Here is a 22,921-nt window from a genome sequence, read left to right on the forward strand (position 1 = left end):
GAGACACGCGAGAACGCCGGTGGGGCAGGAGGAGAGTCCTCCTCCTGCCCCACCGGCGCGCGTGTACGGTGCGTTGACGTGAATTCTCGGCGCCGGGCCGGAGTCCCACGAGGACAGGGCTAGGCTGTCCGGGCTCACCCGGAAGACCCGAAGGGCAAGCTCGTGATCAAGTTCATCCTGCGCAGGCTGGGAATATCCTCCCTCGTCCTGCTCGGTGGGTCCCTCCTGATGTTCGTCCTCACCATCAACTCGGGCGACCCTCTGGCGGACCTGCGGGAGTCGAACGACCCCAACCGTGACAGCCTCATCGCCCAGCGCATCTCCAACATGCGCCTGGACGACCCGTGGTACGAGCGCTACGGCGCGTGGCTCGCGGGCGTGGGCAAGTGCGTCGTCGGCTCCTGCGACCTCGGCCTCAACCGAGCCGGGATCCCGGTCATCGACCTCCTCGGCAACGCGGCCGCGGCGACCCTGCGCCTCGTCATCCTCTCGACGCTCCTCGCCATCGTCATCGGCATCGCGGTCGGCATCCTCACCGCGATCCGCCAGTACTCCGGCTTCGACTACATCGTGACGTTCTTCGCGTTCATGATGTACTCCCTGCCCGTATTCTGGGCCGCGGTGCTCCTCAAGGAGTACGGCGCGATCCGCTTCAACGACTGGATCGTCTCGCCCTCCATGGCGCTGTGGCAGATCGCTCTCGTCGCGCTCGTGCTCGCCGTCGTCATCGCCGGGTCCCTCGGCGGTGACGCCCGACGCCGGCTCCTCACCGGTGGCGGGACCTTCCTCTTCGTCTTCGCGGCGATGTTCTACTTCGACGCCGTCAACTGGTTCCGCCAGCCGGCCCTGGGCATCGGCGTCGTCGCCGTCGCCTCCCTCGGCGCGGCGCTCCTCATCGTCATGCTCACCTCGGGCCTGGGGAACAAGAACGTCCTGTACGCCGCCCTCACCACGGTGGGCGCCGGGATCGTCACCTACTTCGTCTTCTCCGGTCCGCTCGAGGACCCCAGCTGGGGTGTCCTCTTCGGGCTCTTCGCCCTCGCGATCGTCATCGCCGTCCTCAGCGGCGCGCTGTGGGGCGGCTACTCCCGCCGGGTCGCGATCTGGGTGTCGGTCGCGACCGCCACCGTGATGAGCCTCGTCATCGTCACCGACAGGGCGTTGTCGGCCTGGGCCGGCTACCTCGGCTCGGTCCGCAACGGCCGGCCGATCTCAACGATCGGTGCCGAGACCCCGAACTACGACGGCACGTTCTGGCAGGAGTTCCTCGACAAGGGCACCCAGCTGCTGCTGCCGACGATCCTCCTCACCCTCGTGTCGGTCGCCAGCTACAGCCGCTACACCCGCTCGTCCATGCTCGAGGTCCTCGAGCAGGACTACGTGCGCACCGCCCGGTCCAAGGGCCTGTCCGAGCGCGTCGTCATCACCAAGCACGCGTTCCGCAACGCGCTCATCCCGATCACGACGATCGTCGCCTTCGACTTCGCCGGCCTCATCGGCGGGGCGGTGCTCACCGAGACGGTCTTCGGGTGGAAGGGCATGGGCGAGCTGTTCCGGACCGGGCTCGAGCAGGTCGACCCCGCACCCGTCATGGCCTTCTTCCTCGTCACCGGCACCGCCGCCGTCGTGATGAACATGCTGGCCGACATCGCCTACGCCTTCCTCGACCCCCGGATCCGGCGGTGAGCGCAGTGAGCGACGCAGGCACCCGTACCAGCCCCGCGACCCGGAGGCAGCGATGAGAAGGTTCAGGAAGAACAACCGGCCGGAGCACATCGTGCCGCAGCCGGGGATGCAGGGCGCCGACCCGGGCACCGTGCAGAACGTCGACCAGCTGTCCGTCGAGGAGGACCTCGAGGGCAAGACCGACAGGTCCTACTCGCAGGGGCAGCTCGTCCTGCGGCGGTTCCTGCGCCACCGCGGCGCGATGGTGTCCCTGGGCGTGCTCGTCTTCATCACGCTGCTCGCGTACACGTCGATCGGCTTCGGGCCGTTCCCCGGCTGGTGGAAGCATGGCTACACGCTGGCCGGCACCGTCACCGACGGCGGCCGTCCCTCGCTGAGCCTGTGGCCCTTCCAGATCGGTGACCAGCCCTTCGGGCAGGACAACGTGGGCAAGGACTACTTCGCGCTCGTCATGCGCGGCACGCAGCGGTCCCTCATCATCGCCTTCGTCGTCGGCATCGTCTCGACGATCATCGGCACGGCGATCGGTGCGGCGGCGGGGTACTTCCGCGGGTGGGTCGAGGCCGTCCTCATGCGCCTCACCGACCTCCTCATCGTCATCCCGCTGCTCGTCCTCGCCGCCGTCCTCGGCCAGATCAGCGGCGGGTCGATCTGGACCCTCTCGCTCATGCTGGGCATCGTCACGTGGACCGGTCTGGCCCGGCTCGTGCGTGGTGAGGTGCTCTCCCTGCGCGAGCGCGAGTTCGTCGCCGCGGCGCGCGCCGTCGGCACCTCGCCGTGGCGGATCATCATCAAGCACATCCTGCCGAACACGCTCGGCACGATCATCGTGTCGGCCACCCTGGCGATCGCGGCGGCGATCCTCCTCGAGACCTCGCTGTCGTTCCTCGGTTTCGGGGTCGCGCCGCCCGACACCTCCCTGGGCGTGCTCATCAACACCTACCAGGCGTCCTTCACCTCCCGGCCCTGGCTGTTCTGGTGGCCCGGCATCTTCATCCTCGGCATCGCGCTGAGCGTGAACTTCATCGGTGACGGGCTGCGCGACGCGTTCGACCCCCGGCAGAACAGGAACAAGGACTGATGACCACCACCTCCGAGCAGTCCAGCGGGCCGGTCCTCTCCTTCACCGACCTCGATGTCCGCTTCAAGACCGAGTTCGGCTCCGTCCACGCCGTCAAGGGCATCTCCCTGGAGGTGCACCCCGGTGAGGTGGTCGCGCTCGTCGGCGAGTCCGGCTCCGGCAAGTCCGTCACCTCGATGACGGCGCTCGGGCTCCTCCCGAAGAACGCCCGCACCGCCGGCGGCATCGTCGTCGGGGACCGGAAGGTCGGCGAGCTCGACGACCGCGAGCTGCGCCGCATGCGGGGCAACGACGTCGCCATGGTCTTCCAGGAGCCGATGACGGCGCTCAACCCGGTCCTGACGATCGGCACGCAGCTCACCGAGGCCCTCGAGCTCCACGGCATCGCCTTCGGCAAGGCCGCGGACGAGCGTGCGGCCGAGCTGCTGCGGATGGTCGGCATCCCCGAGCCCGAGCGGCGCCTCAAGCAGTACCCGCACGAGCTCTCCGGCGGTCAGCGTCAGCGCGTCGTCATCGCGATCGCCATCAGCTGCGACCCGCGCGTCATCATCGCCGACGAGCCGACGACGGCCCTGGACGTCACCGTCCAGGCCGAGATCCTCGACCTGCTCCGCTCCCTCAAGGACAAGCTCAACACCGGCATCCTCCTCATCACCCACAACATGGGCGTCGTCGCCGACATGGCCGACCGCGTCGCGGTGATGTTCAAGGGCAACCTCGTCGAGACGGGCACGGCCGACCAGGTCCTCAACCACCCGCAGCACGCCTACACCAAGCGCCTGCTCGACGCCGTGCCCCACCTCGGCCGCGGCCGCGACCAGCTCGGCATCACCCACGTCGCGGCGCCCCCGGTCGAGGAGGACGAGATCCACGCGCTGCGCATGGAGAACCTCGTCATCGAGTACCAGCGCGCCGGCAAGCCGCCGTTCCGCGCCGTCGACGACGTCTCCTTCTCCGTGCGCCAGGGCGAGGTCGTCGGCCTCGTCGGTGAGTCCGGTTCGGGCAAGTCGACGATCGGCCGCTGCGCGCTGGGACTCATCCCCGCGGCGTCGGGCACGATCCGCATGTTCGGTGAGGACTTCGGCGCCCTCAAGCGCCGCGACGCCAAGGCGCTGCGCAAGCGGATCGGCGTGGTCTTCCAGGACCCCGCCGCCTCGCTGAACCCGCGCCTGCCGATCGGCGACATCATCGCCGAGCCGATGGTCGTCCACAAGGTCGGGGACCGGAGGTCGCGCGAGCGCAAGGTCCACGAGCTCCTCGAGGCCGTCGAGCTGCCCCGCAGCGTGTACAACCGCTACCCGCACGAGCTCTCCGGCGGCCAGCGCCAGCGTGTCTCCGTGGCGCGTGCGCTCGTCCTCGAGCCCGAGCTGCTCGTCGCCGACGAGCCGACCTCCGCGCTCGACGTCTCCGTCCAGGCCAGCGTCCTCGCCATGTTCACCGAGCTCCAGCAGCGCTACCGCTTCGCCTGCCTCTTCGTCTCCCACGACCTCGCCGTCGTCGACCTGCTCGCCCACCGGGTGGTCGTGCTGCAGAACGGCAAGATCGTCGAGAAGGGCAGCCGCGAGGACGTCCTGCAGAACCCGCAGGAGGAGTACACGCAGCGGCTGCTCGCCGCGGCGCCCGTGCCCGAGCCCGGGGAGCAGCGCCGCCGCCGCGAGGAGCGCCACGCCCTGCTCGCCTCCTTCGGGGAGAGTGTCACCGAGCTCCGGCTCGACGAGGGCACCATCGGCTCCGGGCCGCTGGACGAGTCCACCCGCGAGTAGCGGTGAGGGCGCCCCGTCTCCTGCTGCGGCGCGGCCGTGCACAGCGGGGCGCCCTCCTCACCCTGCTCGTCCTCACCGCGACCGTCGCCGCGATCCTCGCCGGCAGCATCGGCTACACGCGGGCGGCGGGGGTCGCCACGGTGCGCGCGACGCTCGCCGAGGCGGCGCCGAGCGACGCCGGGGTCCAGGTCCAGACCCGGCTCGCCGCGGATCCGGAGGCGCAGGACGCGGCCGTGCGCGACACCGTCGCCACGCTCCTCGGCCCCGGCACCGACGTGGCCCGCACGCTGTGGAGCGAGGCGCTCGGCGCGGAGGCGGGCGGGCAGCAGCTGCGCGTCGTCCTCGCGGAGCTTCCCGCCGGCGACGGCGTGGTCCTCGCCGACGGCGCGGCGCCCGGTTCGGGTGAGGTGCTCGTGCCCGAGCAGGACGCCGCCGCGGCGGGTCTGGGGACGGGCGCGGAGCTCGTCGTCGACGGCGCCACGCTCACCGTGTCCGGCACGTGGCGCACCGGTGACGAGCGTGCCTGGTTCACCGACCCGCACACCGAGGACGCGGTCGGCCCGCTCCTCACCGGTGCGGCCACGGTCCGCGACGTCGTCAGCGCGCCCTTCGTCCGCTGGACGGTCCACCCGCGCGTGGAGTCGCTCACCGTCGCGGACCTCCCGGCCCTCGCCGACGGTCTCGCGCGCCTCGACTACGCCCTGGGAGACGACGCCGTCGCGGTCCGCGGTCTGTCCGTGACCGGGGATCTCGCCGCCACCGTCGACGACCTCGTGGACGCGACCGCGACGGCCGCCGCCGTCGGGCTCGTGCCGGTCGCGCTCCTCGCGGTGGTCTCCCTCGTCGCCCTCGTCCAGGTCGTGCGCCTGCTCGGGCAGACGCGCGACCGCGAGACCGAGATCCTCGTCGCGCGCGGGGCGGCGGCCCGGCAGGTGACGGTGTGGTCGGCGGTCGAGCTCGCCGTCGTCGCCGTCGTCGGTGGCGCGGTCGGCACGGTGGTGGCCGCCGTCGTCGTGGGCCGGCTGGACGGCGGGGCCGCGCAGCGCGGGGTCATCGTCACGACGGGCGCCGCCGTCGTCGTCCTCACCGTCGTGACCGGCACGGTCGTGGCCGGCCTGCGCGCGCGGGGCACCGCCCGCCGGATGGTCACCGACCGCTCCGGCCGGCTCCGCGGTGCCGCGGCCGCCGGGACGGTCGTGCTCACCGGTGCCGCGGCGGCGCTGTCCGCCTGGCAGCTGCTCCGGCACGGCACCCCCCTCATCGACGACGGCGGGGCGGACGTGCTCGCCGTCGTGTCCCTGGGGGCCGTGCTCGCCTTCCTCGCCGTGCTCGCGCTCGCGCTGCTCGGCCCGCTCACCCGCGGCGCCGCCCGGGCGCGGGAGCGGGGACGGGCCCTGCCCGGCGTCCTCGCCGCCCGCCAGGTCTCCCGCCGCGTGCGGGCCTACGCCGTCCCGCTCGTCCTCGTGGTCCTCGCCGTCGGCACGACGACCGTCGCCTCCTCCTTCGCCGGTGCCACCGCCGTCCAGCGCGAGCACGTCGCCGCGCTCGCCACCGGCACCGACGTGCGCGTCACCGTGCCGGCGCCCTCCACCGCCCGTGAGCCGCAGGCCGTCTCGGCCGCCCCGTATCGCGAGATCGCCGGGGTCCGCAGCGCCGGCAGCGTCCTGCGCGCCACCGGCACGTTCGGTGAGCTGCCGCTCGCCGTGACGGCGCTGGACACCGCGCGCCTCGCGGAGGTCGCGCGCGTGCCCGGTGACGCCGTCACCGGACTCGCACCCGGCGCGTGGGGCACGGCCCTGCCGGCCGGGACGCGGACCCTCGACCTCACGCTCCGGGCGCGGCTCGGGCTGTCCGCCGCGGCGCGGGAGGCGGAGGAGGTGATGCTCGAGTCCGCCCGGGAGTACTACGTCGAGGCCTTGGGCGTCACCGAGGAGGAGGCCGACGAGCTCCTCGAGGAGGACCGGGACCGGCAGCGCGCGGGGGACCACGGACTCGGCGTCGTGGCCTGGGTGGCAGACCCGGACGGCGGGCTGAGCATGCTCGACGGCGGGCGCCTCCCGGCCGAACCCTTCGGCGAGGGCGGGCTCCTCGGGCCCGAGTCCACCGAGCACACGCTGCGGCTGGAGCTGCCCGCCACCTCCGAGCACCGGCTCGTCGCGCTCGACGTCGCCGCTACCGGGCCGTTCGTCGGCTACGACCTGGCGGTGGAGCTCACCTCCCTCACCGCCGACGGCGCCGCGGTCGACCTCGGGCCTGCGCCCTGGCAGCAGACCCTGGCCACACCCGGTCTCGAGCCGGTCGGCGTGGTCGGCGCGCGGGGCACGTTCGCGGGGACCGAGGACGTCACGGTCCGGTTCGTGCCCGACGGCGGTGCCGCGGCCGTCCCCGCGGCCGTCACCTCCCACCTCGCCACGACGGCGGACCTCGCCGTGGGAGACACGGCCGCCGTGACCATGGGTGGGACCGCGGTCGACCTCGAGGTGAGCGCCGTCGTCGACGCCGTCCCGGGCGGCCTGGACGAGGACGCCGTCCTCCTCGACCTCGCCGCGCTCGGCGCCCACGTGCTCGGGCGCCAGGAGCGCCCGGTGCTCCCGGGCCAGGTGTGGCTCACCGTCGCGGAGGGGGTCGACCCCGTCGACGTCGCCGCGGCGGCGGGCGCGATCGCGGGCCGGGAGGCCGACGTCGAGGTGGCGGGGGACGGCCTCACCGACTCGGCCGGGTCCGTGCGTCACACCTTCTGGATCGTCGCCGCGGGTGCCGCCCTCCTCGCCCTCACCGGGGTGGCGGCCGTCGTCCTCGCGCTCACCCGGGAGCGGCGCAGCGAGGTCGTCGTGCTGCGCGCGCTCGGCGTGCCACCGGCCGCGCAGGCCCGCACCCGGGTGGCCGAGCTGCTCGGGGTGGGCGGGCTCGGCGTCGTCCTCGGCGTCCTCGCCGGGTGGGCGGCCTCGGTCCTCCTCGTGCCGACGCTCGCGCGGGCCGCCGCGACCCAGCCCTCGCCGCTGCCGCTGGGCGGCCGGCTCGACCTCCTCCCGGGGCTCGCGGTGCTCGCCCTGCTCGCCGGGGGTCTCGCCGTCGTCGCCGCGGTGCTCGCGGCTCGCGTGCGGGCCCAGGCGCTGGACGCGGAGTACCGGGAGGAGGTGCGGTGACCGGTCTCCTCGGCCTCGCGCGCCGCCAGGCCACCGCCCACCGCGCGGTGCCGGTCGCGCTCGCGCTGCTCGTCCTCCTCGTCGCCGGCGTCGTCACGGCGTGGCCGCGGCTGCTCACCGGCGTCGACGACCGCCAGGTCACCCACGAGGTCGCCGGGGCGAGCCCGCTGTCCCGCGACGTCGTCGGCGTCCTGCCCTCGGTGTGGCCGCGCCTGGACCCGCCCCCGCCGGGCTCCACGCCCTACCCGCCGGACGTCGAGGCGAGCCTCGGCGGGATCCACGTCGCGCTCGAGGAGCTGCGCGCCGCCCAGCCGGAGCCGCTGCGCAGCCTGCTCGGCGACCCGAGCTTCTGGGTGCAGAGCGAGCCGGCGGAGGTCGTGCCCCCGCCCGACCCGGTCATCGGCCGGCAGCTGCTGCGCCTCACCGTCGACCCCCAGCTGGGGGACCGGGTGAGGGTCGTCGCCGGACGCTGGCCCGAGCCGCCCGTCCCCGTCGACCCCTTCGCCGGGCTCACCGACGCCGAGCGCGTCCTCCTCACCCTGGACGAGGAGGCCGCGCTCGTCGACGCCGCCATCGCGGCCAGCGGGCCTCTGGAGCTCGTCCTGTCCGCGCCGGCGGCCGAGGTGCTCGAGTGGGAGGTCGGCGCGGAGCGGCGCTTCGCCGGCAACACCGTCCCGGCGCTGCTCACCGGCACCTACGAGGTGACCGACCCCGGCGCGGACCACTGGGACCACGCCCTGTACTCCGCCGAGCCGCACGTCGTCGACGACCTCAACCTCGGCACCTCCGCCACCGCGGCTGCCTACCTCGCCCCCTCCTGGGACGGGCAGCTGCCGCCCGGCTTCCCCGCCCACGTCGGCAGCTACCGCACCCAGATGGTGTTCCCCGTCCCCGTCGCGGCGCTGACGGCCGACGACGTCGACGCCGCCGCCGCCCAGCTCGTCCGCTTCACCACCCCCCAGCCCCTGGGCGACGGCGGGCAGGCGGAGGCCGCACCGGAGGTCCGCTTCGCCAGCGGGCTGGGGGAGGTGCTCGACCGGGTCCGGCAGCAGCAGGCGATCACCTCGACCGTGCTCACCGTCATCGCGGTCGGCCCGCTCGGGGTGACCCTCGCGGTGCTCCTCCTGGCGGCGCGGCTGCTCGTCGCGCGCCGACGGCCCGGGCTGGCGCTCCTGTCGGCGCGCGGCGGGTCGGGGCGGCAGCTGAGGTCCGTGCTCGCTCTCGAGGGCCTCGTCCTCGGCGTGCCCGCAGCAGCCGTCGGGGCACTGCTCGCGGTGCTCCTCCTGCCGGGGCGCACCGCACCGGCCGACCTCGCCGTCACCGGCGCCCTCGCCCTCGTCCCCGCCGTCCTGCTCGCCGTCAGCACCTCCCCACGCGGCCTGCGCGAGGGCCGCACGGACCTCGGGGGCCGGCCCGGCCGGTGGCGGTGGGTCGCCGAGGCGGTGCTGCTCGCCCTCACCGCCGTCGCGGTCGTCCTCCTCGTCCAGCGCGGCGTCGTGCCCGGCACCGGGGCGACCGACGTCCTCCTCACCGGGGTGCCGCTCCTGCTGGCGGGGGCGACATGCGTCGTCGTCCTGCGCGTGTACCCGCTGCCGGTCCGCGCGCTGGCCGGGATGCTGCGCCGCCGGCGCGGCGTCACGGCGTTCCTCGGCTCGGCGCGCGCGGTCCGCGACCCCTCCGGCGGCCTCGTCCCCGCCGTCGCGCTCGTCATCGGCGTCTCGGTCGCGATGTTCTCCGCGGTCCTGGGCTCGACGATCAGCACCGGCGTGCAGGCGACGGCCTGGCAGTCGGTGGGCGCCGACCTGCGCCTCTCCGGCCCGGTGATCGACGACGACCAGGCCGCCGCGATCGCCGCGGTGCCGGGCGTCGCCGGGGTGGCGACGATCGGGGACGCCGGCACCGTCAGCGTGTCGGGGGAGCGGCTGGACCTCGCCGTCACCGACCTCGCCGCGGTGCGCGCCGTCCAGGCCGACGGCGTGGGGATCGACCACCTCCCCGCGGACCTGCCCGCGGCCGCGGGTGACGCCGTTCCCGCGGTGCTGTCCGCGGCGGCGGCCGAGGCGCTCGGGGCCGAGGTCGGGGACACGGTGCGGGCCGCCGTCGGGGACGGGGTGGCGCTCGAGGTGGTCGGGACGGTCGAGCGGCTCGCCGGCGCCGGCACGACGGGGGACGTCGTCGTCGACGCCGCCGCCTTCGCCACCGCGACCGAGCGGGCCGTGCTGCCCCGCACCGCGCTCGTGGACGTCGCCGACGGCGCGGACCCGACGGCCGTGCTCGAGCGCATCCGGGAGGTCGAGCCCGTCGCGCTGGCGCAGAACCCGGCGGGCGACGCGAGCGGTTTCCTCTCCTCGCCGATGGCCGGCGGGATGAATGCGGCCCTGACGGTCGCCGTCGTCCTGAGCCTGGGGCTCGTCGTCGTCGCCGTCGTCATGACCCAGCTCGTCGGCGCCCCGGCTCGCGCGCGGCTGCTCGCGGTGCTGCGGACGCTCGGGCTGGACCGGCGGCGGGCACGCGGGATCGTCGCCTGGGAGCTCGTGCCGCTGGCCGCGGTGTCGGTGCTCGCCGGCGGGGTCCTCGGGGTGCTCGTGCCGTGGGTCCTGCTCGGCGGAATGGACCTGCGCGCGCTCACCGGCGGGCAGGAGCAGCCCGGGCTGGTCGTCGACCCGCTCGTCGTCGGCGGGGTGCTGGGCGGGGTGGTGGCCGTGACGGCGCTGGCGGTGCTCGTCTCCACCGTGGTGAGCAGCCGGGCCGACGTCGCGAGCGAGCTGCGGATGGGCGAGGAGACCTGACGCCGCCTGCCCCGGCGGGTGTGTCTGTGGCGCGTGCCACACACTGGGGGCACGGTGCCCTCGGGGAGGAGACGACGATGGCTGACCGCACCTACCAGTTCATCGCCCTGGTCGCGTACTTCGTCGTGATGCTCGCGATCGGCTACTACGCCTACCGCCGCACGAGCGGCCACGAGGACTACATGCTCGGCGGGCGCAGGCTGTCGCCGACGACGGCGGCCCTCAGCGCCGGCGCCTCGGACATGTCCGGCTGGCTCATGATGGGGCTGCCGGGCGCCATCTACGTCAGCGGGCTCATCGAGGGGTGGATCGCCGTCGGGCTCACCATCGGCGCCTACTTCAACTGGCGGCTCGTGGCACCGCGGCTGCGCTCGTACACGGAGACCGCGAAGAACTCGATCACCATCCCGAGCTTCTTCGAGAACCGCCTGCACGACACCTCGCGGTCGCTGCGCGTGGCGTCCGGCGCCATCGTCCTCGTGTTCTTCACTTTCTACGTCTCCTCGATGATGGTCGCCGGCGGGGTGTTCTTCGAGGTCGCCTTCGACACCCCCTACCGCACGGGCATGCTCATCGTCGCCGCGGTCACGCTGGCCTACACGCTCATCGGCGGCTTCCTCGGCGCCTCGCTCACCGACGTCGTCCAGGGCACGATGATGATGATCGCGCTGCTGGTCGTGCCGGTCGTCGTGGTCGTCTCGCTCGGCGGGGTCGGGGAGGCGCTCGAGGGGATCCGCGAGGTGGACCCCGCGCGGCTGTCACCGCTGGCGGGCGCCGGGCTCACGGGGGCCTCGGTCGTGGGTGTGGTCTCGGCGCTCGCGTGGGGCCTGGGCTACTTCGGCCAGCCGCACATCATCGTGCGCTTCATGGCGATGCGCGACGCCCTCTCGGCGGGCCGGGCGCGGCGGATCGGGATCGGCTGGATGGTCATCTCGCTGGTCGGCGCGGTGGTGACCGGCCTCCTCGGCATCGCCTACGTCAACCGCATCGGCCTGGACCTGGGGGACCCGGAGCAGGTGGTGCTGGCGCTGTCGCAGGCCCTGCTGCACCCGCTGCTCGTCGGCGCGATCTTCGCGGCCGCCCTCGCCGCGATCATGAGCACCGTCTCCAGCCAGCTCATCGTGTGCTCCTCGGCCTTCGTCGAGGACCTCTACCGGATCGTCCGCAAGGACGCCTCGCCGCGCAACCTCGTCGTCCTCGGGCGGGTGGCCGTCCTCGCGGTGGCGGTCGTCGCCACCGTGCTCGCGCTCAACCCGACCGACACGATCCTGGGCCTGGTGGCCTTCGCCTGGGCGGGGTTCGGCGCCTCCTTCGGCCCGGCGATCCTCCTCAGCCTCTTCTGGCGCCGGCTCAGCACCTGGGGGGCGCTCGCCGGCATGGTGACGGGGGCCGTGACGGTCATCCTGTGGAAGCAGCTCGGGCCGCAGATCCTCGGCGCGACGCTGTACGAGATCGTGCCCGGCTTCCTCGCCAACCTGCTCGTCGCCGTCGTCGTCAGCAGGCTCACCCACCAGCCGAACGAGGAGATGGAGCGGGAGTTCGCCGCGGCGGCCCGGGGGGCGAGGCGGGCCCCGGCGGCATGACCCGCGGACCGGCACGGTGGGCACGCGGGCGGTGAGACGATGGCGCCTGCGACCGGACGGACGACAGTGACGAGGTGCGCATGACGATGACCGAGCAGGCCCGTGAGCCCGACATCCTGTGTCACGGGCTCGTGCGGATCTTCTCCACCGAGGGGGTGGAGGTGCAGGCGCTGCAGGGGCTGGACCTGCGCGTGGAGCGCGGTGACGTCGTCGCGATCGTCGGCGCGTCCGGGTCGGGGAAGTCGACCCTCCTCAGCATCCTGTCGGGGCTCGACCGGCCCACGGGCGGCAGCGCCGTCGTCGCCGGCACCGACATCGGCGCCATGGGCCGCGCGGACCGGGTGCACTACCAGCGGCACACCGTCGGCTTCGTGTGGCAGCAGACCTCGCGCAACCTCCTGCCCTACCTCACCGCGGCGGAGAACATCGCCGTCCCACTCGTCCTGGCCGGCGCGAAGGCGCGCGCGGAGCGGGTGGAGGAGCTGCTCGGGCTCCTCGGGATCGAGCACTGCCGCGACCGCCGGCCCGAGCAGATGAGCGGCGGGGAGCAGCAGCGCACCGCGATCGCCGTCGCGCTGGCCAACTCCCCGCGCGTCCTCCTCGCCGACGAGCCCACCGGCGAGCTCGACGACGCGACGAGCGCCGAGGTGCTCGAGGCGCTGCGCGGGGCGTCCGAGCGCCTGGGTGTCACCGTCCTCGTCGTCACCCACGACCCCACCGTGTCGGAGCACGTGCGCCGGACCGTGCAGATCCGCGACGGACGCACCTCCACCGAGGTGCTGCGACGTACCGAGCGCGACGACTCCGGCGCCGAGGTGCACGTCGCGGAGGAGTTCGCCGTCCTCGACCGCACCGGGCGCCTCCAGCTGCCCGAGGACTTCGTCACCGCCCTCGACCTGCGCGAGCGGGTGCGCCTGGCGCTGGAGACCGACCACGTCGGGGTGTGGCCCGACGGCGTGGGGCGGGCGGACCCGGAGCCGGCCGGCGGGGCGGACGTGCCGGTGGGCTCGGGCGCGACGCCCCAGGGCGGCGCGCGACCGGCGGGCCCGGCACCATCGTCGGGCGACGCGACGGCGGCGTCGTCCCGACGCCTGCGCCGCCGCGACCTGCGCGGGGAGGGCACCGGTGGCTGAGGCACTGCTGGCCGCCGAGGCGGTGAGCCGGGTGTTCACGACCGGCGCGGGGGAGGTCCACGCGCTCACGGACGTGAGCATGAAGGTGACCCGCGGCGAGCTCGTCGTCGTGCGCGGGCCGTCGGGGTCGGGCAAGACGACCCTCCTCAACCTGCTCGGCGGGCTGGACCGGCCCACGAGCGGGCGGGTGCTCCTCGGTGACGGACGCGAGCTGTCCGCCCTGCCGGAGAAGGACGTCCTCGAGGTGCGCCGCACGCGGATCGGCTACGTCTTCCAGTCCTTCGGTCTCATCCCCGTGCTCTCGGCAGCGGAGAACGTCGAGGTGCCGCTGCGGCTCCTCGAGGTCGACCCGGCCGAGCGTGAGGAGCGGGTGGCGGGCGCGCTGGAGCTCGTCGGGCTCGCCGGCCACGTGCGCCAGCGACCCTACGAGCTGTCCGGCGGCCAGCAGCAGCGCGTCGGCATCGCCCGGGCCCTCGTCGCCGAGCCGGAGGTCCTCATCGCCGACGAGCCCACCGGCCAGCTCGACTCCCGCACCGCGGCCACGATCATGGAGCTCCTCCAGGACCTCACCCACGCCCGCGGCCTCGCCGCCGTCGTCTCCACCCACGACCCCGTCCTCATGCAGCGCGCCGACACGGTCGTCGAGCTGAGAGACGGCCACCCCGTGCCCTAAGCCCCCGGGCCGGGCGGGCCTCGGCTCGCCGACCTTCCCCTCGGCTTGGGTCGCACTTCTCGATCACGGGTCGCACTTCTCGACATTGCGAAGTGAGCGGAAAGTGCGACGCATGCGAATCCCCTAGGGACCCAGCAGTGCGGGGACGGGGTGCAGGCTCGCGACGTAGGAGGGCGGCAGCGACGCGCAGAGCCGACGGAACGTCGCCTCCTCCCGGTAGGCGTCCTTCTTGTCGAACCGGATGACCTGCGTGTGCGGCATGCTGCGCAGATCGTCCTCACGGCGCTTCTCCGCGACCACCACCGTCGAGACCTCCCGCGCTGTCGCCGCCGTGAGGGGCCCCTCGACGACGTACTTCACCTCGCCGTCGTACTCCACGAGCAGCTGCAGGCGGAACCACGTGCCGTCGACCTCGATGGCGAACTCCCAGCACAGGTCGGTGTAGTAGGTGCGTCCACGCACGTCGAAGCGCGCCTGCAGGACCGGAGGTGGCAGCCCGAGGGAGACCGCGATCCATCGGATGACCGTCTCGTACGGAGACTCGGAGAGCGGATCGGCGTGGGTGAGCACGGCCCGGGCCCGGACTCGGCCATGGCGCGCGCCCTGCTCGACCATCGCCAGCAGCCGGGCGCGGAGGGACTCCATCCGGTCGGCGCCCTCGTCCCTGCGGTTGCGCCGAGGCTGGAGGAGCAGACGCATGCCACTGTCGGCGACGACGAGGGCATCGCGCGGGTGGAGCTTCTTGGCGCAGTCGACGATCGTCCGCTCCACCGACGTCACCGTCCGGCCGTCGACCTCCGTGACCTCCTCGGCCGGCAGCGCGCCCGCATGCCGCACGAGGGCGACGCTCTGCCGCCGAGGCCGGTACTCCTGCGTCACGTGGACCTGGTCCGGCGCCCGGAGAAGCCACAGGCCGTGGACGAGGGCGGCCGACTCGTGGCTGAGGACGGCGCCTCCGGTCAGGCGCCGCGCCGCTGCGGCGACACGGGCGCGCGCCAGGTGATCGGCCTCGGCCCATGTGCTCGTGTCGGCGAGGGGCTCGACGAAGGCGCCGTGGCAGACCTGGACGAGACCGGCTCGTCTCGCCTCACGCGTGGCGTTGGCACCGAAGTCACGGCTCAGCGTGACGCGGGGGAGCGGCTGGGGGCCCAGGGCGACGGCCATGGAGTGACGGTGCCGTGCGGGCTCGAGCCGTGCCGCCGGGTCACCCTCGTCCGGTGGAGCGGGGCGGTGCGAGTGTGCAGCGTGGAGCACCGTCCACGCTCGGTGGGTCGCACCTTTCACTCCGACAAGGGCGCTGGAAAGTGCGACGCACGATCGGAAAGGGCGACGCACGCGTGAAGGGGATGCCGAGCCGGCCGTAAGGTCGGTCACACCTTCTGGTGTTCGGGCTTGGCGGTTGTAGAATTTACCGGCGGCACTCGGGCCTCGGGTGCCAATCCTGCCCGTCACTCGGCGCACCGTTCCCGCTCTGCGAGCGATGCCGGCGCCGCCCGGGCACCCCTTCACCGGAGGAGCTCCGCGTATGCCCGTTCGTTCCGACCTGCGCAACGTCGCGATCGTCGCCCACGTCGACCACGGCAAGACCACGCTGGTCGACGCCATGCTCTGGCAGTCGGGCGCCTTCGGGGACCACCAGCACGTCGACGAGCGGGCGATGGACTCAGGTGACCTCGAGCGCGAGAAGGGCATCACCATTCTCGCGAAGAACACGACGGTCAACTACCGCGGCCCCGCAGCCGCGGCCCTCGGCGCCCCCGACGGAGTGACCATCAACGTCATCGACACCCCTGGCCACGCCGACTTCGGTGGCGAGGTCGAGCGCGGCCTGTCGATGGTCGACGGCGTCGTCCTCCTGGTCGACGCGAGCGAGGGCCCCCTGCCCCAGACCCGCTTCGTCCTGCGCAAGGCGCTGGCCGCGAAGCTCCCGGTCATCATCGTCGTCAACAAGGTCGACCGCCCCGACGCCCGCATCACCGAGGTCGTCGCCGAGTCCACCGACCTGCTCCTGGGCCTGGCCAGCGACCTCGCCGACGAGGTCCCCGACCTCGACCTCGACGCCGTCCTCGACGTCCCGGTCGTCTACGCCTCCGCCAAGGCCCGTCGCGCCTCCCTCGACCAGCCCCTCGACGGCGAGCTGCCGAACAACGACGACCTCGAGCCGCTCTTCGCGACGATCCTCGAGAACATCCCCGCCCCGACCTACGACGAGGGCGCCCCCCTCCAGGCGCACGTCACGAACCTCGACGCCTCGCCGTTCCTCGGCCGCCTCGCGCTGCTGCGCATCTTCAACGGTGAGCTCCGCAAGGGCCAGAGCGTGGGCTGGGCCCGCCGCGACGGCACCGTGAAGCCGGTCCGCATCTCCGAGCTGCTCAAGACTGAGGCCCTCACCCGGGTGCCCGCCGAGGCCGCCCACGCCGGTGACATCGTCGCCGTCGCCGGCATCGAGGACATCACGATCGGTGAGTCGCTCGTCGACCTCGAGGACCCGCGTCCGCTGCCCCTCATCACGGTCGACGACCCCGCCATCTCGATGACCATCGGCATCAACACCTCCCCGCTGGCCGGCAAGGTCAAGGGCGCCAAGGTCACCGCCCGCCAGGTCAAGGACCGCCTCGACCGTGAGCTCATCGGCAACGTCTCGCTCAAGGTCCTCCCCACCGATCGCCCGGACGCCTGGGAGGTCCAGGGCCGTGGTGAGCTCGCCCTGGCGATCCTCGTCGAGCAGATGCGCCGCGAGGGCTTCGAGCTCACCGTCGGCAAGCCGCAGGTCGTCACCAAGACCGTCGACGGCAAGGTCCACGAGCCGATGGAGCGGATGACCATCGACGTGCCCGAGGAGTTCCTCGGGGCCGTCACCCAGCTCCTCGCCCAGCGCAAGGGCCGCATGGAGACGATGACGAACCACGGCACCGGCTGGGTGCGCATGGAGTTCGTCGTCCCCGCCCGCGGGCTCATCGGTTTCCGCACCCGTTTCCTCACCGAGACGCGCGGCACCGGCATCGCGTCCTCGATCGCCGAGGGCTACGAGCCGTGGCACGGCCCCATCGAGCTGCGCACGAACGGCTCGATGGTCGCCGACCGCGCCGGCTCGGTCACCCCCTTCGCGATGATCAACCTCCAGGAGCGTGGCTCCTTCTTCGTCGAGCCCACCTCCACGGTGTACGAGGGCCAGGTCGTCGGGGAGAACTCCCGCGTCGACGACATGGACGTCAACATCACCAAGGAGAAGAAGCTGACGAACATGCGCGCCGCGTCGTCGGACTCCTTCGAGAACCTCGTCCCGCCGCGCAAGCTCACCCTCGAGGAGTCGCTCGAGTTCGCCGGCAACGACGAGTGCGTCGAGGTGACGCCGGAGTCCATCCGGATCCGCAAGGTCGTCCTCGACGCGACCGAGCGCGCCAAGGCGGCGGCCCGCCTGCGCCGCGCCTGACACCGGGCCGCACGGCGGCCTGGGCAAGAATGGGGTGATGACGACGCAACCCGAGCACCGGCTGCTCGCCGTCTTCGCCCACCCCGACGACGAGACGATCGGTGCGGGTGGCCTGCTTGCGCTCGCCGCCCGCGCCGGCGTCGACGTCTCCGTCGTCACGTGCACGCGCGGTGAGCGCGGTGAGGTGATCCCCCCGGACCTCGCCCACCTCGCCGCCGACCACGAGCAGCTGGCCCGTCACCGCGAGGCGGAGCTGTCCGCCGCCCTCGCCGAGCTCGGCGCCCACCGGCACCTCTTCCTCGACCAGGTCCCCGCGCTCGAGGGGCGGCGGCCCGCGCGGATCCGCGACTCCGGCATGCGGTGGGTCCGCCCCGGCCTCGCCGGACCGGCCGAGGACGCCGGCCCGGACGCCTTCAGCACCCTCGACGTCGACGTCGCCGCCGGGCTGCTGGCCGTCGTCATCCGTCACGTGCGCCCGACGGCGGTGCTCACCGAGGAGCCGGGCGGTGGGTACGGGCACCCCGACCACGTCCACGCGCACCGCGTCACCGCCCGCGCGGTCGAGATCGCCGCCGACGCCGCCGAACCGCTCGGTGGCCTGGCCGCCTGGCCGGTGCCGACCGTCCTGTGGGTGGCGCAGGAGGAGTCCCACCTGCGGGCGGCGCTCGCCGAGCTGGCCGACACCCTGGGCCGCCACGCTCCCCGCCACGCCCCGGACGGCACCGTCCTCACGGTGCTCGACCCCGCCGGGGAGATGTCGTCGCTCGCCGTCCCCGCCGGTGAGGTCACCGCCTCCGTCGACGTGCGACCGGTCGCCGAGCAGGTCCTCGCGGCCCTGCGCCACCACCGCACCCAGGTCCAGGCCGTCGCGCCGATCGACGGTGAGCGCCTCGTCGGGTACTTCGGGCTGAGCAACGCGGTGCTCGTGCCGGTCCTCGACCGTGTCCACCTGCGTGCCGCCCCCGGCTCCGACGCCTCCGCCCTCGCCGCGGTCCTCACCCGCGCGGACGACGACGGCGCCACCCCGGTCCCGTCGTCGGCTCCCGTCGCCCCCGCACCGGTCCTCTCCGAGCACCCGGCCGACGCCTCCCTCGGCGGCGGCACGGCCGCCGCCACCCCGTCCGCCGAGCCCCGCCGTGGCGCCCTCGGCCGGCTCGTCGCGAGCGGCGGCACGGTCGGTGTCCTCGTCTCGGTCCTCGCCGGGCTCGTCATGGGCGCGCTGGGGACGGTCGTCCACCGCTTCACCCTCGACGGCCTCCCCGCGGGCATCGTCCTGGGGCTGGCCGGCGTGCTCGCGGCGGCCGTCGCGGCGCGGGCGATCGCGGGAGGCGGCGGGCTCCTGCTCGCCGCGCTCGCCGCCGTCGGCGTCACCCAGGCCATGGCCTTCCTCCGCCCCGGCGGTGACGTCCTCGTCACCAACGAGGTCATCAGCTACGCCTGGCTCTTCGGCGCGCCCCTGGCGTGCGTGGCGGCGGCGCTCCTGCCGGCCCGCTGGTTCGGCGACCACTCGCGCCGGAGGCGGACATGAGCGAGGCGCTCGTCGAGCGGTACCGCACGACCATGCAGCGCCTCGCCGGGGGAGTCGCGGCGGTATCCCTGCGCCACGGCTCCACCGACCTCGCGATGACGGCCACCGCGCTCACCTCGGTGTCCCTGCGGCCCCCGATGGTCCTCTTCTGCGTCCACACCGACGCCCGCCTGCGCGAGGCGCTGGACGACGTCGACACGTGGGCGGTGAGCCTCCTCGACGCCGACGCGAAGGTTGCCGCCGAGCGCCTCGCCAGCCCGGGCCGGCCCGCCATCGGGCAGCTCATCGGCGTCGACCACAGCCGCGGGCGCCTCAGCGGCGCCGCACTCGTCGACCAGGCCCAGGGCTGGCTCGAGTGCCGCACCCACTGGATCCGCACCGCCGGCGACCACGACGTCGTCGTCGGTGAGGTCCTCGACGCCACGCTCGGCCGCACCGCCACCGGTGCCCTCGTCCACTACCTCGGGCGGCTGCGGCCGCTCGGGGACGCCTGATCTGCGCGTCGTATCCTGACGCGAGCCCGGAGGGAAACACGTATGGGAACGGACACGTCGACCGACGACTCGCTGCTCGTCGACTTCGCCGAGGAGACCCCGCGACGCCGTCGCCGCGGGTGGATCATCGCCGTCGTCGTCCTCGTCCTGCTGCTCGCCGGCTACGCCGGCGCGGCCTGGTACCTCGGTGACCGCGTGCCGCGCGGCGCGACGGTCGCCGGCGTCGACATCGGCGGCCTCACCGCGCAGGAGGCGACCGAGCGGCTCGAGGAGGCGCTCGCCGCGACGTCGACCGATCCCGTCCCGGTCTCCCTCGCCGACAACGAGACGACCCTCGACCCGGCCGCCGCGGGTCTCGAGCTGGACGCCGCCGCGACCGTCGACCGGCTCGCGGGCCTGTCCTTCGACCCCCGCAGCGTCGTCGCCCACCTGTTCGGCACCGAGAGCCACGAGCCCGTCGTCCGGGTGGACGAGGACGCGCTGCGCGCCGAGGTCGAGCGGGTGGCCGAGACCCTCGCGGTCGCCCCGGTGGACGGCGCCATCGCCCTCACCGACGGCGAGGCCCAGGTGACCGAGCCGGTGGCCGGCACGTCCGTCGACGTCGACGCCGCCGTCGACGTCGTCGCCGACACGTGGCTCACCGGGGAGCGCCCGCTCGTCCTGCCGAGCGAGGAGGTCACCCCCGCCATCACCGCCGACGCCGTCCAGACGGCGATGGACGAGATCGCGCGCCCGCTCACCCGCTCCCCGGTGGCCGTCGACATCGAGGGCCGGCTCGTCGAGCTCACCCCCGCGCACCTCACCTCCGTGTCCACCCTGGAGCCCACCGACGACGGCGCCCTCGAGCTCCGGCTCGACGGCGAGGCGCTCGTCGACCTCGTCCTCGAGCTCGACCCCGAGGTGCGCACCGAGGCCCGTGACGCCCGCATCGTCCTCGAGGACGGTCGCCCCACCATCGTGCCGGGCGCGACCGGCATGGACGTCGACGAGGAGGTCCTCGTCGAGACCGTGGCCGCGGCCGCCCTCTCCGGCTCCGACCGCACCGCCGAGGCACGGCTCGTCGAGGTCGCCCCCGAGTTCACGGTCGCCGACGCCGAGGCGCTCCGGGTCACCGAGGTCGTCTCGGAGTTCTCCACGCCGTTCCACAACGACGCCCAGCGCACGCGCAACCTCGTCGTCGGGGCGGAGAAGATCTCGAACACGCTGATCAAGCCGGGGGAGACCTTCAGCCTCATCGACGCCCTGGGGCCGATCACCGCCGAACGGGGCTTCGTGTCCTCGGGCGTCGTCGTCGACGGTCTGGAGACGAGCGGGATGGGCGGTGGCCTGTCCCAGGTCTCCACCACGGTCTTCAACGCCGCCTTCTTCGCCGGCATGCAGCTCGACCAGTTCCAGACCCACTCCCACCACTACCCGCGCTACCCCGAGGGCCGCGAGGCCACGCTCTTCACCCCGAGCGTCGACCTGCGCTGGACGAACACCACGCCGTACGGCGCGCTCGTCCAGTCCTGGGTGTCCGGCGGGCGGCTCCACGTCCGGCTGTGGGGCACCGAGCACTTCGACGTCACGAGCGACACGAGCGAGCGGTTCAACTTCACCCAGCCCTCGACCGTCTACAACTCCGCGCCGGGCTGCGTGCCGCACAACTCGCCCGAGCCGGGCTTCAGCGTGACCGTGACGCGCACCGTCTCCCTCGACGGCGCGGAGGTCGACCGCAACTCGTGGACCACGCGCTACATCCCGTGGGACCGCGTCGTGTGCGGCTCCGCCCCGAGTGGCGACTAGACCTCAGGCGTCGGCGCCCCGGCGCCCGCGCGGCGCCGGGGGCGGGGGGACCGGCTTGCCGATGACCGCGTCGCCAGCCGCCACCCGCACGGGCCCGCGCCGCGTGCGGACGACGGCGGCGGCGTCGTCGGCCGCGACGAGGTCACCGAGCGCGTCGGAGAAGCCGCCCTCGGCGCGGCGGTAGCGGATCACCACGCGCGTGCCCACCGGCCAGTCCGCCCACAGAGGTCTCACCCGGCCATTGTCCCCCGCCCGTCCAGCGGGCGGGACGCACTGCGGGGTCGGCCCGATGAGGGATACTGGGTGGGCACCAAACAGGCGGCGGGACGACGCCGCAGAGGGAGGGAACCGTGACCTACGTCATCGCGCAGCCCTGCGTGGACGTCAAGGACCTGGCATGCGTCGACGAGTGCCCCGTGGACTGCATCTACGAGGGCAAGCGCATGCTCTACATCCACCCCGACGAGTGCGTCGACTGCGGCGCCTGCGAGCCCGTGTGCCCCGTCGAGGCGATCTACTACGAGGACGACACGCCTGAGCAGTGGTCGGCCTTCTACGGCGCCAACGTCAACTTCTTCGACGAGATCGGCTCCCCGGGCGGTGCGGCCAAGATGGGTCTCATCGACAGGGACCACCCGCTGGTTGCCGCCCTCCCGCCGCAGGCCTGAGGTGGCGCTGTTCGGCGACGCGCTGCCGAGCTTTCCCTGGGACAGCCTCGCCGGCGCCCGGGACCGGGCGCGGGCGCACCCGGGCGGGATCGTCGACCTCTCGGTCGGCACCCCCGTCGACCCCACCCCGCAGGTGGTCCGTGACGCGCTCGTCGCCGCGGCCGACTCACCCGGCTACCCGACGACGCACGGCACCGCCCGGCTGCGCGAGTCGGTCGCCGGGTGGTTCGCCCGCCGTCGCGGCGTGCCCGGCCTGACCCCCGAGCAGGTGCTGCCGACCATCGGCTCCAAGGAGCTCGTGGCCCTGCTCCCCGCCATGCTCGGGCTGGGAGCCGGGGACGTCGTCGTCCACCCGCAGATCGCCTACCCCACCTACGACGTGGGGGCGCGCCTGGCCGGTGCCGAGGCCTTCCCGGCCGACGCGACCACCGCCGTCGGGCCCGGTCCGGTGCGGCTCGTGTGGCTCAACTCCCCGTCCAACCCGACCGGCCGGGTGCTCGGCGTCGAGCACCTGCGCAAGGTCGTGGAGTGGGCGCGGGCCCGTGGTGCCGTCGTCGCGAGCGACGAGTGCTACGCCGAGCTCGGCTGGGCCGAGCCGTGGGCCTCCGAGGGGGTGCCCAGCCTCCTCGACCCGCGCGTGTGCGGGGACAGCCACGAGGGCCTGCTCGTCCTGTACTCGGCGAGCAAGCAGTCCAACCTCGCCGGCTACCGCGCCGCCTTCGCGGCCGGGGACCCCGCCCTCGTGGGCCGGCTCCTCGAGCTGCGCAAGCACGCCGGCATGATGATGCCTGCGCCCGTCCAGGCGGCACTCGCCGCCGCGATGGACGACGACGAGCACGTCGCCGCGCAGCGTGAGCGCTACCGCGCCCGGCGCGAGGTGCTGCTCGCCGCGTGCGCGCCCGCCGGGCTGGTCGTCGCGCCGGAGAGCGAGGCCGGGCTGTACCTGTGGGCCACGACCGCGGGGGAGGCGGACTGCCGCGAGATCGTCGCCGCCCTGGCGGAGCGCGGCATCCTCGCGGCGCCCGGTGAGTTCTACGGGCCCGCGGGTGCCCGGCACGTGCGCATCGCGCTCACCGCGAGCGACGAGCGGGTCGCCGCCGCCGCGGAGCGGCTCTCCGCGGGTCCGCTGCTGCCCTGAGGGGGCGTGGCGCGGGTCACT

At 74.0% G+C, this 22,921-nt stretch carries 16 protein-coding genes; 14 read left to right on the forward strand and 2 right to left on the reverse strand.

What is annotated here, in order from left to right; genetic code table 11:
- Positions 1–162 precede the first annotated feature (162 nt).
- From GD632_RS09625 to GD632_RS09670, 8 genes are all read left to right on the forward strand, one after another.
- Positions 163–1,686, forward strand: coding sequence for an ABC transporter permease (locus GD632_RS09625; protein WP_152191478.1), 1,524 nt, complete (start codon positions 163–165; stop codon positions 1,684–1,686).
- A 106-nt stretch (positions 1,687–1,792) separates the two neighbouring features.
- Complete coding sequence (locus GD632_RS09630; protein ID WP_152191609.1) at positions 1,793–2,767, forward strand: ABC transporter permease; 975 nt, start codon at positions 1,793–1,795, stop codon at positions 2,765–2,767.
- Complete coding sequence (locus GD632_RS09635) at positions 2,767–4,530, forward strand: ABC transporter ATP-binding protein (RefSeq protein ID WP_152191480.1); 1,764 nt, start codon at positions 2,767–2,769, stop codon at positions 4,528–4,530. The genes GD632_RS09630 and GD632_RS09635 overlap by 1 nt, the downstream gene beginning before the upstream one ends.
- Before the next feature lie 2 nt (positions 4,531–4,532).
- Positions 4,533–7,676, forward strand: coding sequence for an FtsX-like permease family protein (locus GD632_RS16000; RefSeq protein ID WP_193311426.1), 3,144 nt, complete (start codon positions 4,533–4,535; stop codon positions 7,674–7,676).
- Entirely contained in the window at positions 7,673–10,465 is a 2,793-nt protein-coding gene (locus tag GD632_RS09655; protein ID WP_152191482.1) for an FtsX-like permease family protein, read from the forward strand. The genes GD632_RS16000 and GD632_RS09655 overlap by 4 nt, the downstream gene beginning before the upstream one ends.
- A 77-nt stretch (positions 10,466–10,542) precedes the next feature.
- On the forward strand, positions 10,543–12,048 hold the full coding sequence (gene putP / locus GD632_RS09660) for a sodium/proline symporter PutP (protein ID WP_152191484.1): 1,506 nt from the start codon (positions 10,543–10,545) through the stop codon (positions 12,046–12,048).
- Positions 12,049–12,128: 80 nt separating this feature from the next.
- Positions 12,129–13,181, forward strand: a complete 1,053-nt coding sequence (locus tag GD632_RS09665) for an ABC transporter ATP-binding protein (RefSeq protein ID WP_152191487.1) — start codon at positions 12,129–12,131, stop codon at positions 13,179–13,181.
- On the forward strand, positions 13,174–13,854 hold the full coding sequence (locus tag GD632_RS09670) for an ABC transporter ATP-binding protein (RefSeq protein WP_226924782.1): 681 nt from the start codon (positions 13,174–13,176) through the stop codon (positions 13,852–13,854). The genes GD632_RS09665 and GD632_RS09670 overlap by 8 nt, the downstream gene beginning before the upstream one ends.
- A 123-nt stretch (positions 13,855–13,977) precedes the next feature.
- Here GD632_RS09670 and GD632_RS09675 read toward each other — a convergent pair whose 3' ends face one another.
- Positions 13,978–15,018 carry a type IV toxin-antitoxin system AbiEi family antitoxin domain-containing protein gene (locus tag GD632_RS09675; protein ID WP_152191489.1) on the reverse strand — a complete coding sequence of 347 codons (1,041 nt, stop codon included), beginning with the start codon at positions 15,016–15,018 and terminating at the stop codon, positions 13,978–13,980.
- Between the two features lie 361 nt (positions 15,019–15,379).
- Between GD632_RS09675 and typA the strand changes: the two genes are divergently transcribed.
- From typA to GD632_RS09695, 4 genes are read left to right on the forward strand one after another with little or no spacing between them, the layout of a single operon-like run.
- Positions 15,380–17,287, forward strand: coding sequence for a translational GTPase TypA (gene typA, locus GD632_RS09680; protein WP_152191492.1), 1,908 nt, complete (start codon positions 15,380–15,382; stop codon positions 17,285–17,287).
- A 37-nt stretch (positions 17,288–17,324) separates the two neighbouring features.
- Complete coding sequence (locus GD632_RS16005) at positions 17,325–18,815, forward strand: PIG-L family deacetylase (RefSeq protein WP_193311427.1); 1,491 nt, start codon at positions 17,325–17,327, stop codon at positions 18,813–18,815.
- Positions 18,812–19,309, forward strand: a complete 498-nt coding sequence (locus tag GD632_RS09690) for a flavin reductase family protein (protein WP_152191494.1) — start codon at positions 18,812–18,814, stop codon at positions 19,307–19,309. Before GD632_RS16005 ends, GD632_RS09690 begins: the two co-directional genes overlap by 4 nt.
- 42 nt (positions 19,310–19,351) lie before the next feature.
- A complete protein-coding gene (locus tag GD632_RS09695) occupies positions 19,352–21,094 on the forward strand; it encodes a VanW family protein (RefSeq protein WP_152191496.1) in 1,743 nt (580 codons plus the stop codon).
- A gap of 3 nt (positions 21,095–21,097) precedes the next feature.
- On the opposite strand, the gene GD632_RS09700 is transcribed toward GD632_RS09695, so the two are convergent.
- Positions 21,098–21,328, reverse strand: a complete 231-nt coding sequence (locus GD632_RS09700) for a putative acetyltransferase (protein WP_226924783.1) — start codon at positions 21,326–21,328, stop codon at positions 21,098–21,100.
- Between the two features lie 116 nt (positions 21,329–21,444).
- Here GD632_RS09700 and fdxA point away from each other — a divergent pair, with 116 nt between their 5' ends.
- A complete protein-coding gene (fdxA, locus tag GD632_RS09705; RefSeq protein ID WP_110853646.1) occupies positions 21,445–21,762 on the forward strand; it encodes a ferredoxin in 318 nt (105 codons plus the stop codon).
- Position 21,763: 1 nt separating this feature from the next.
- Positions 21,764–22,900, forward strand: coding sequence for a succinyldiaminopimelate transaminase (gene dapC, locus GD632_RS09710; RefSeq protein ID WP_226924784.1), 1,137 nt, complete (start codon positions 21,764–21,766; stop codon positions 22,898–22,900).
- Positions 22,901–22,921: the final 21 nt, after the last annotated feature.

Source organism: Georgenia satyanarayanai (assembly GCF_009193135.1).
In the GTDB taxonomy this organism is placed as follows: Bacteria; Actinomycetota; Actinomycetes; order Actinomycetales; family Actinomycetaceae; genus Oceanitalea; species Oceanitalea satyanarayanai.

Bases quoted from the DNA above. Each gene is read 5' to 3' on its own strand.
- GD632_RS09630 (WP_152191609.1), top strand. From the start codon at position 1,793: ATGCAGGGCGCCGACCCGGGCACCGTGCAGAACGTCGACCAGCTGTCC.
- GD632_RS09635 (WP_152191480.1), top strand. From the start codon at position 2,767: ATGACCACCACCTCCGAGCAGTCCAGCGGGCCGGTCCTCTCCTTCACC.
- putP (WP_152191484.1), top strand. From the start codon at position 10,543: ATGGCTGACCGCACCTACCAGTTCATCGCCCTGGTCGCGTACTTCGTC.
- GD632_RS09665 (WP_152191487.1), top strand. From the start codon at position 12,129: ATGACGATGACCGAGCAGGCCCGTGAGCCCGACATCCTGTGTCACGGG.
- GD632_RS09675 (WP_152191489.1), bottom strand. From the start codon at position 15,018: ATGGCCGTCGCCCTGGGCCCCCAGCCGCTCCCCCGCGTCACGCTGAGC.
- typA (WP_152191492.1), top strand. From the start codon at position 15,380: ATGCCCGTTCGTTCCGACCTGCGCAACGTCGCGATCGTCGCCCACGTC.
- GD632_RS16005 (WP_193311427.1), top strand. From the start codon at position 17,325: ATGACGACGCAACCCGAGCACCGGCTGCTCGCCGTCTTCGCCCACCCC.
- GD632_RS09690 (WP_152191494.1), top strand. From the start codon at position 18,812: ATGAGCGAGGCGCTCGTCGAGCGGTACCGCACGACCATGCAGCGCCTC.
- GD632_RS09695 (WP_152191496.1), top strand. From the start codon at position 19,352: ATGGGAACGGACACGTCGACCGACGACTCGCTGCTCGTCGACTTCGCC.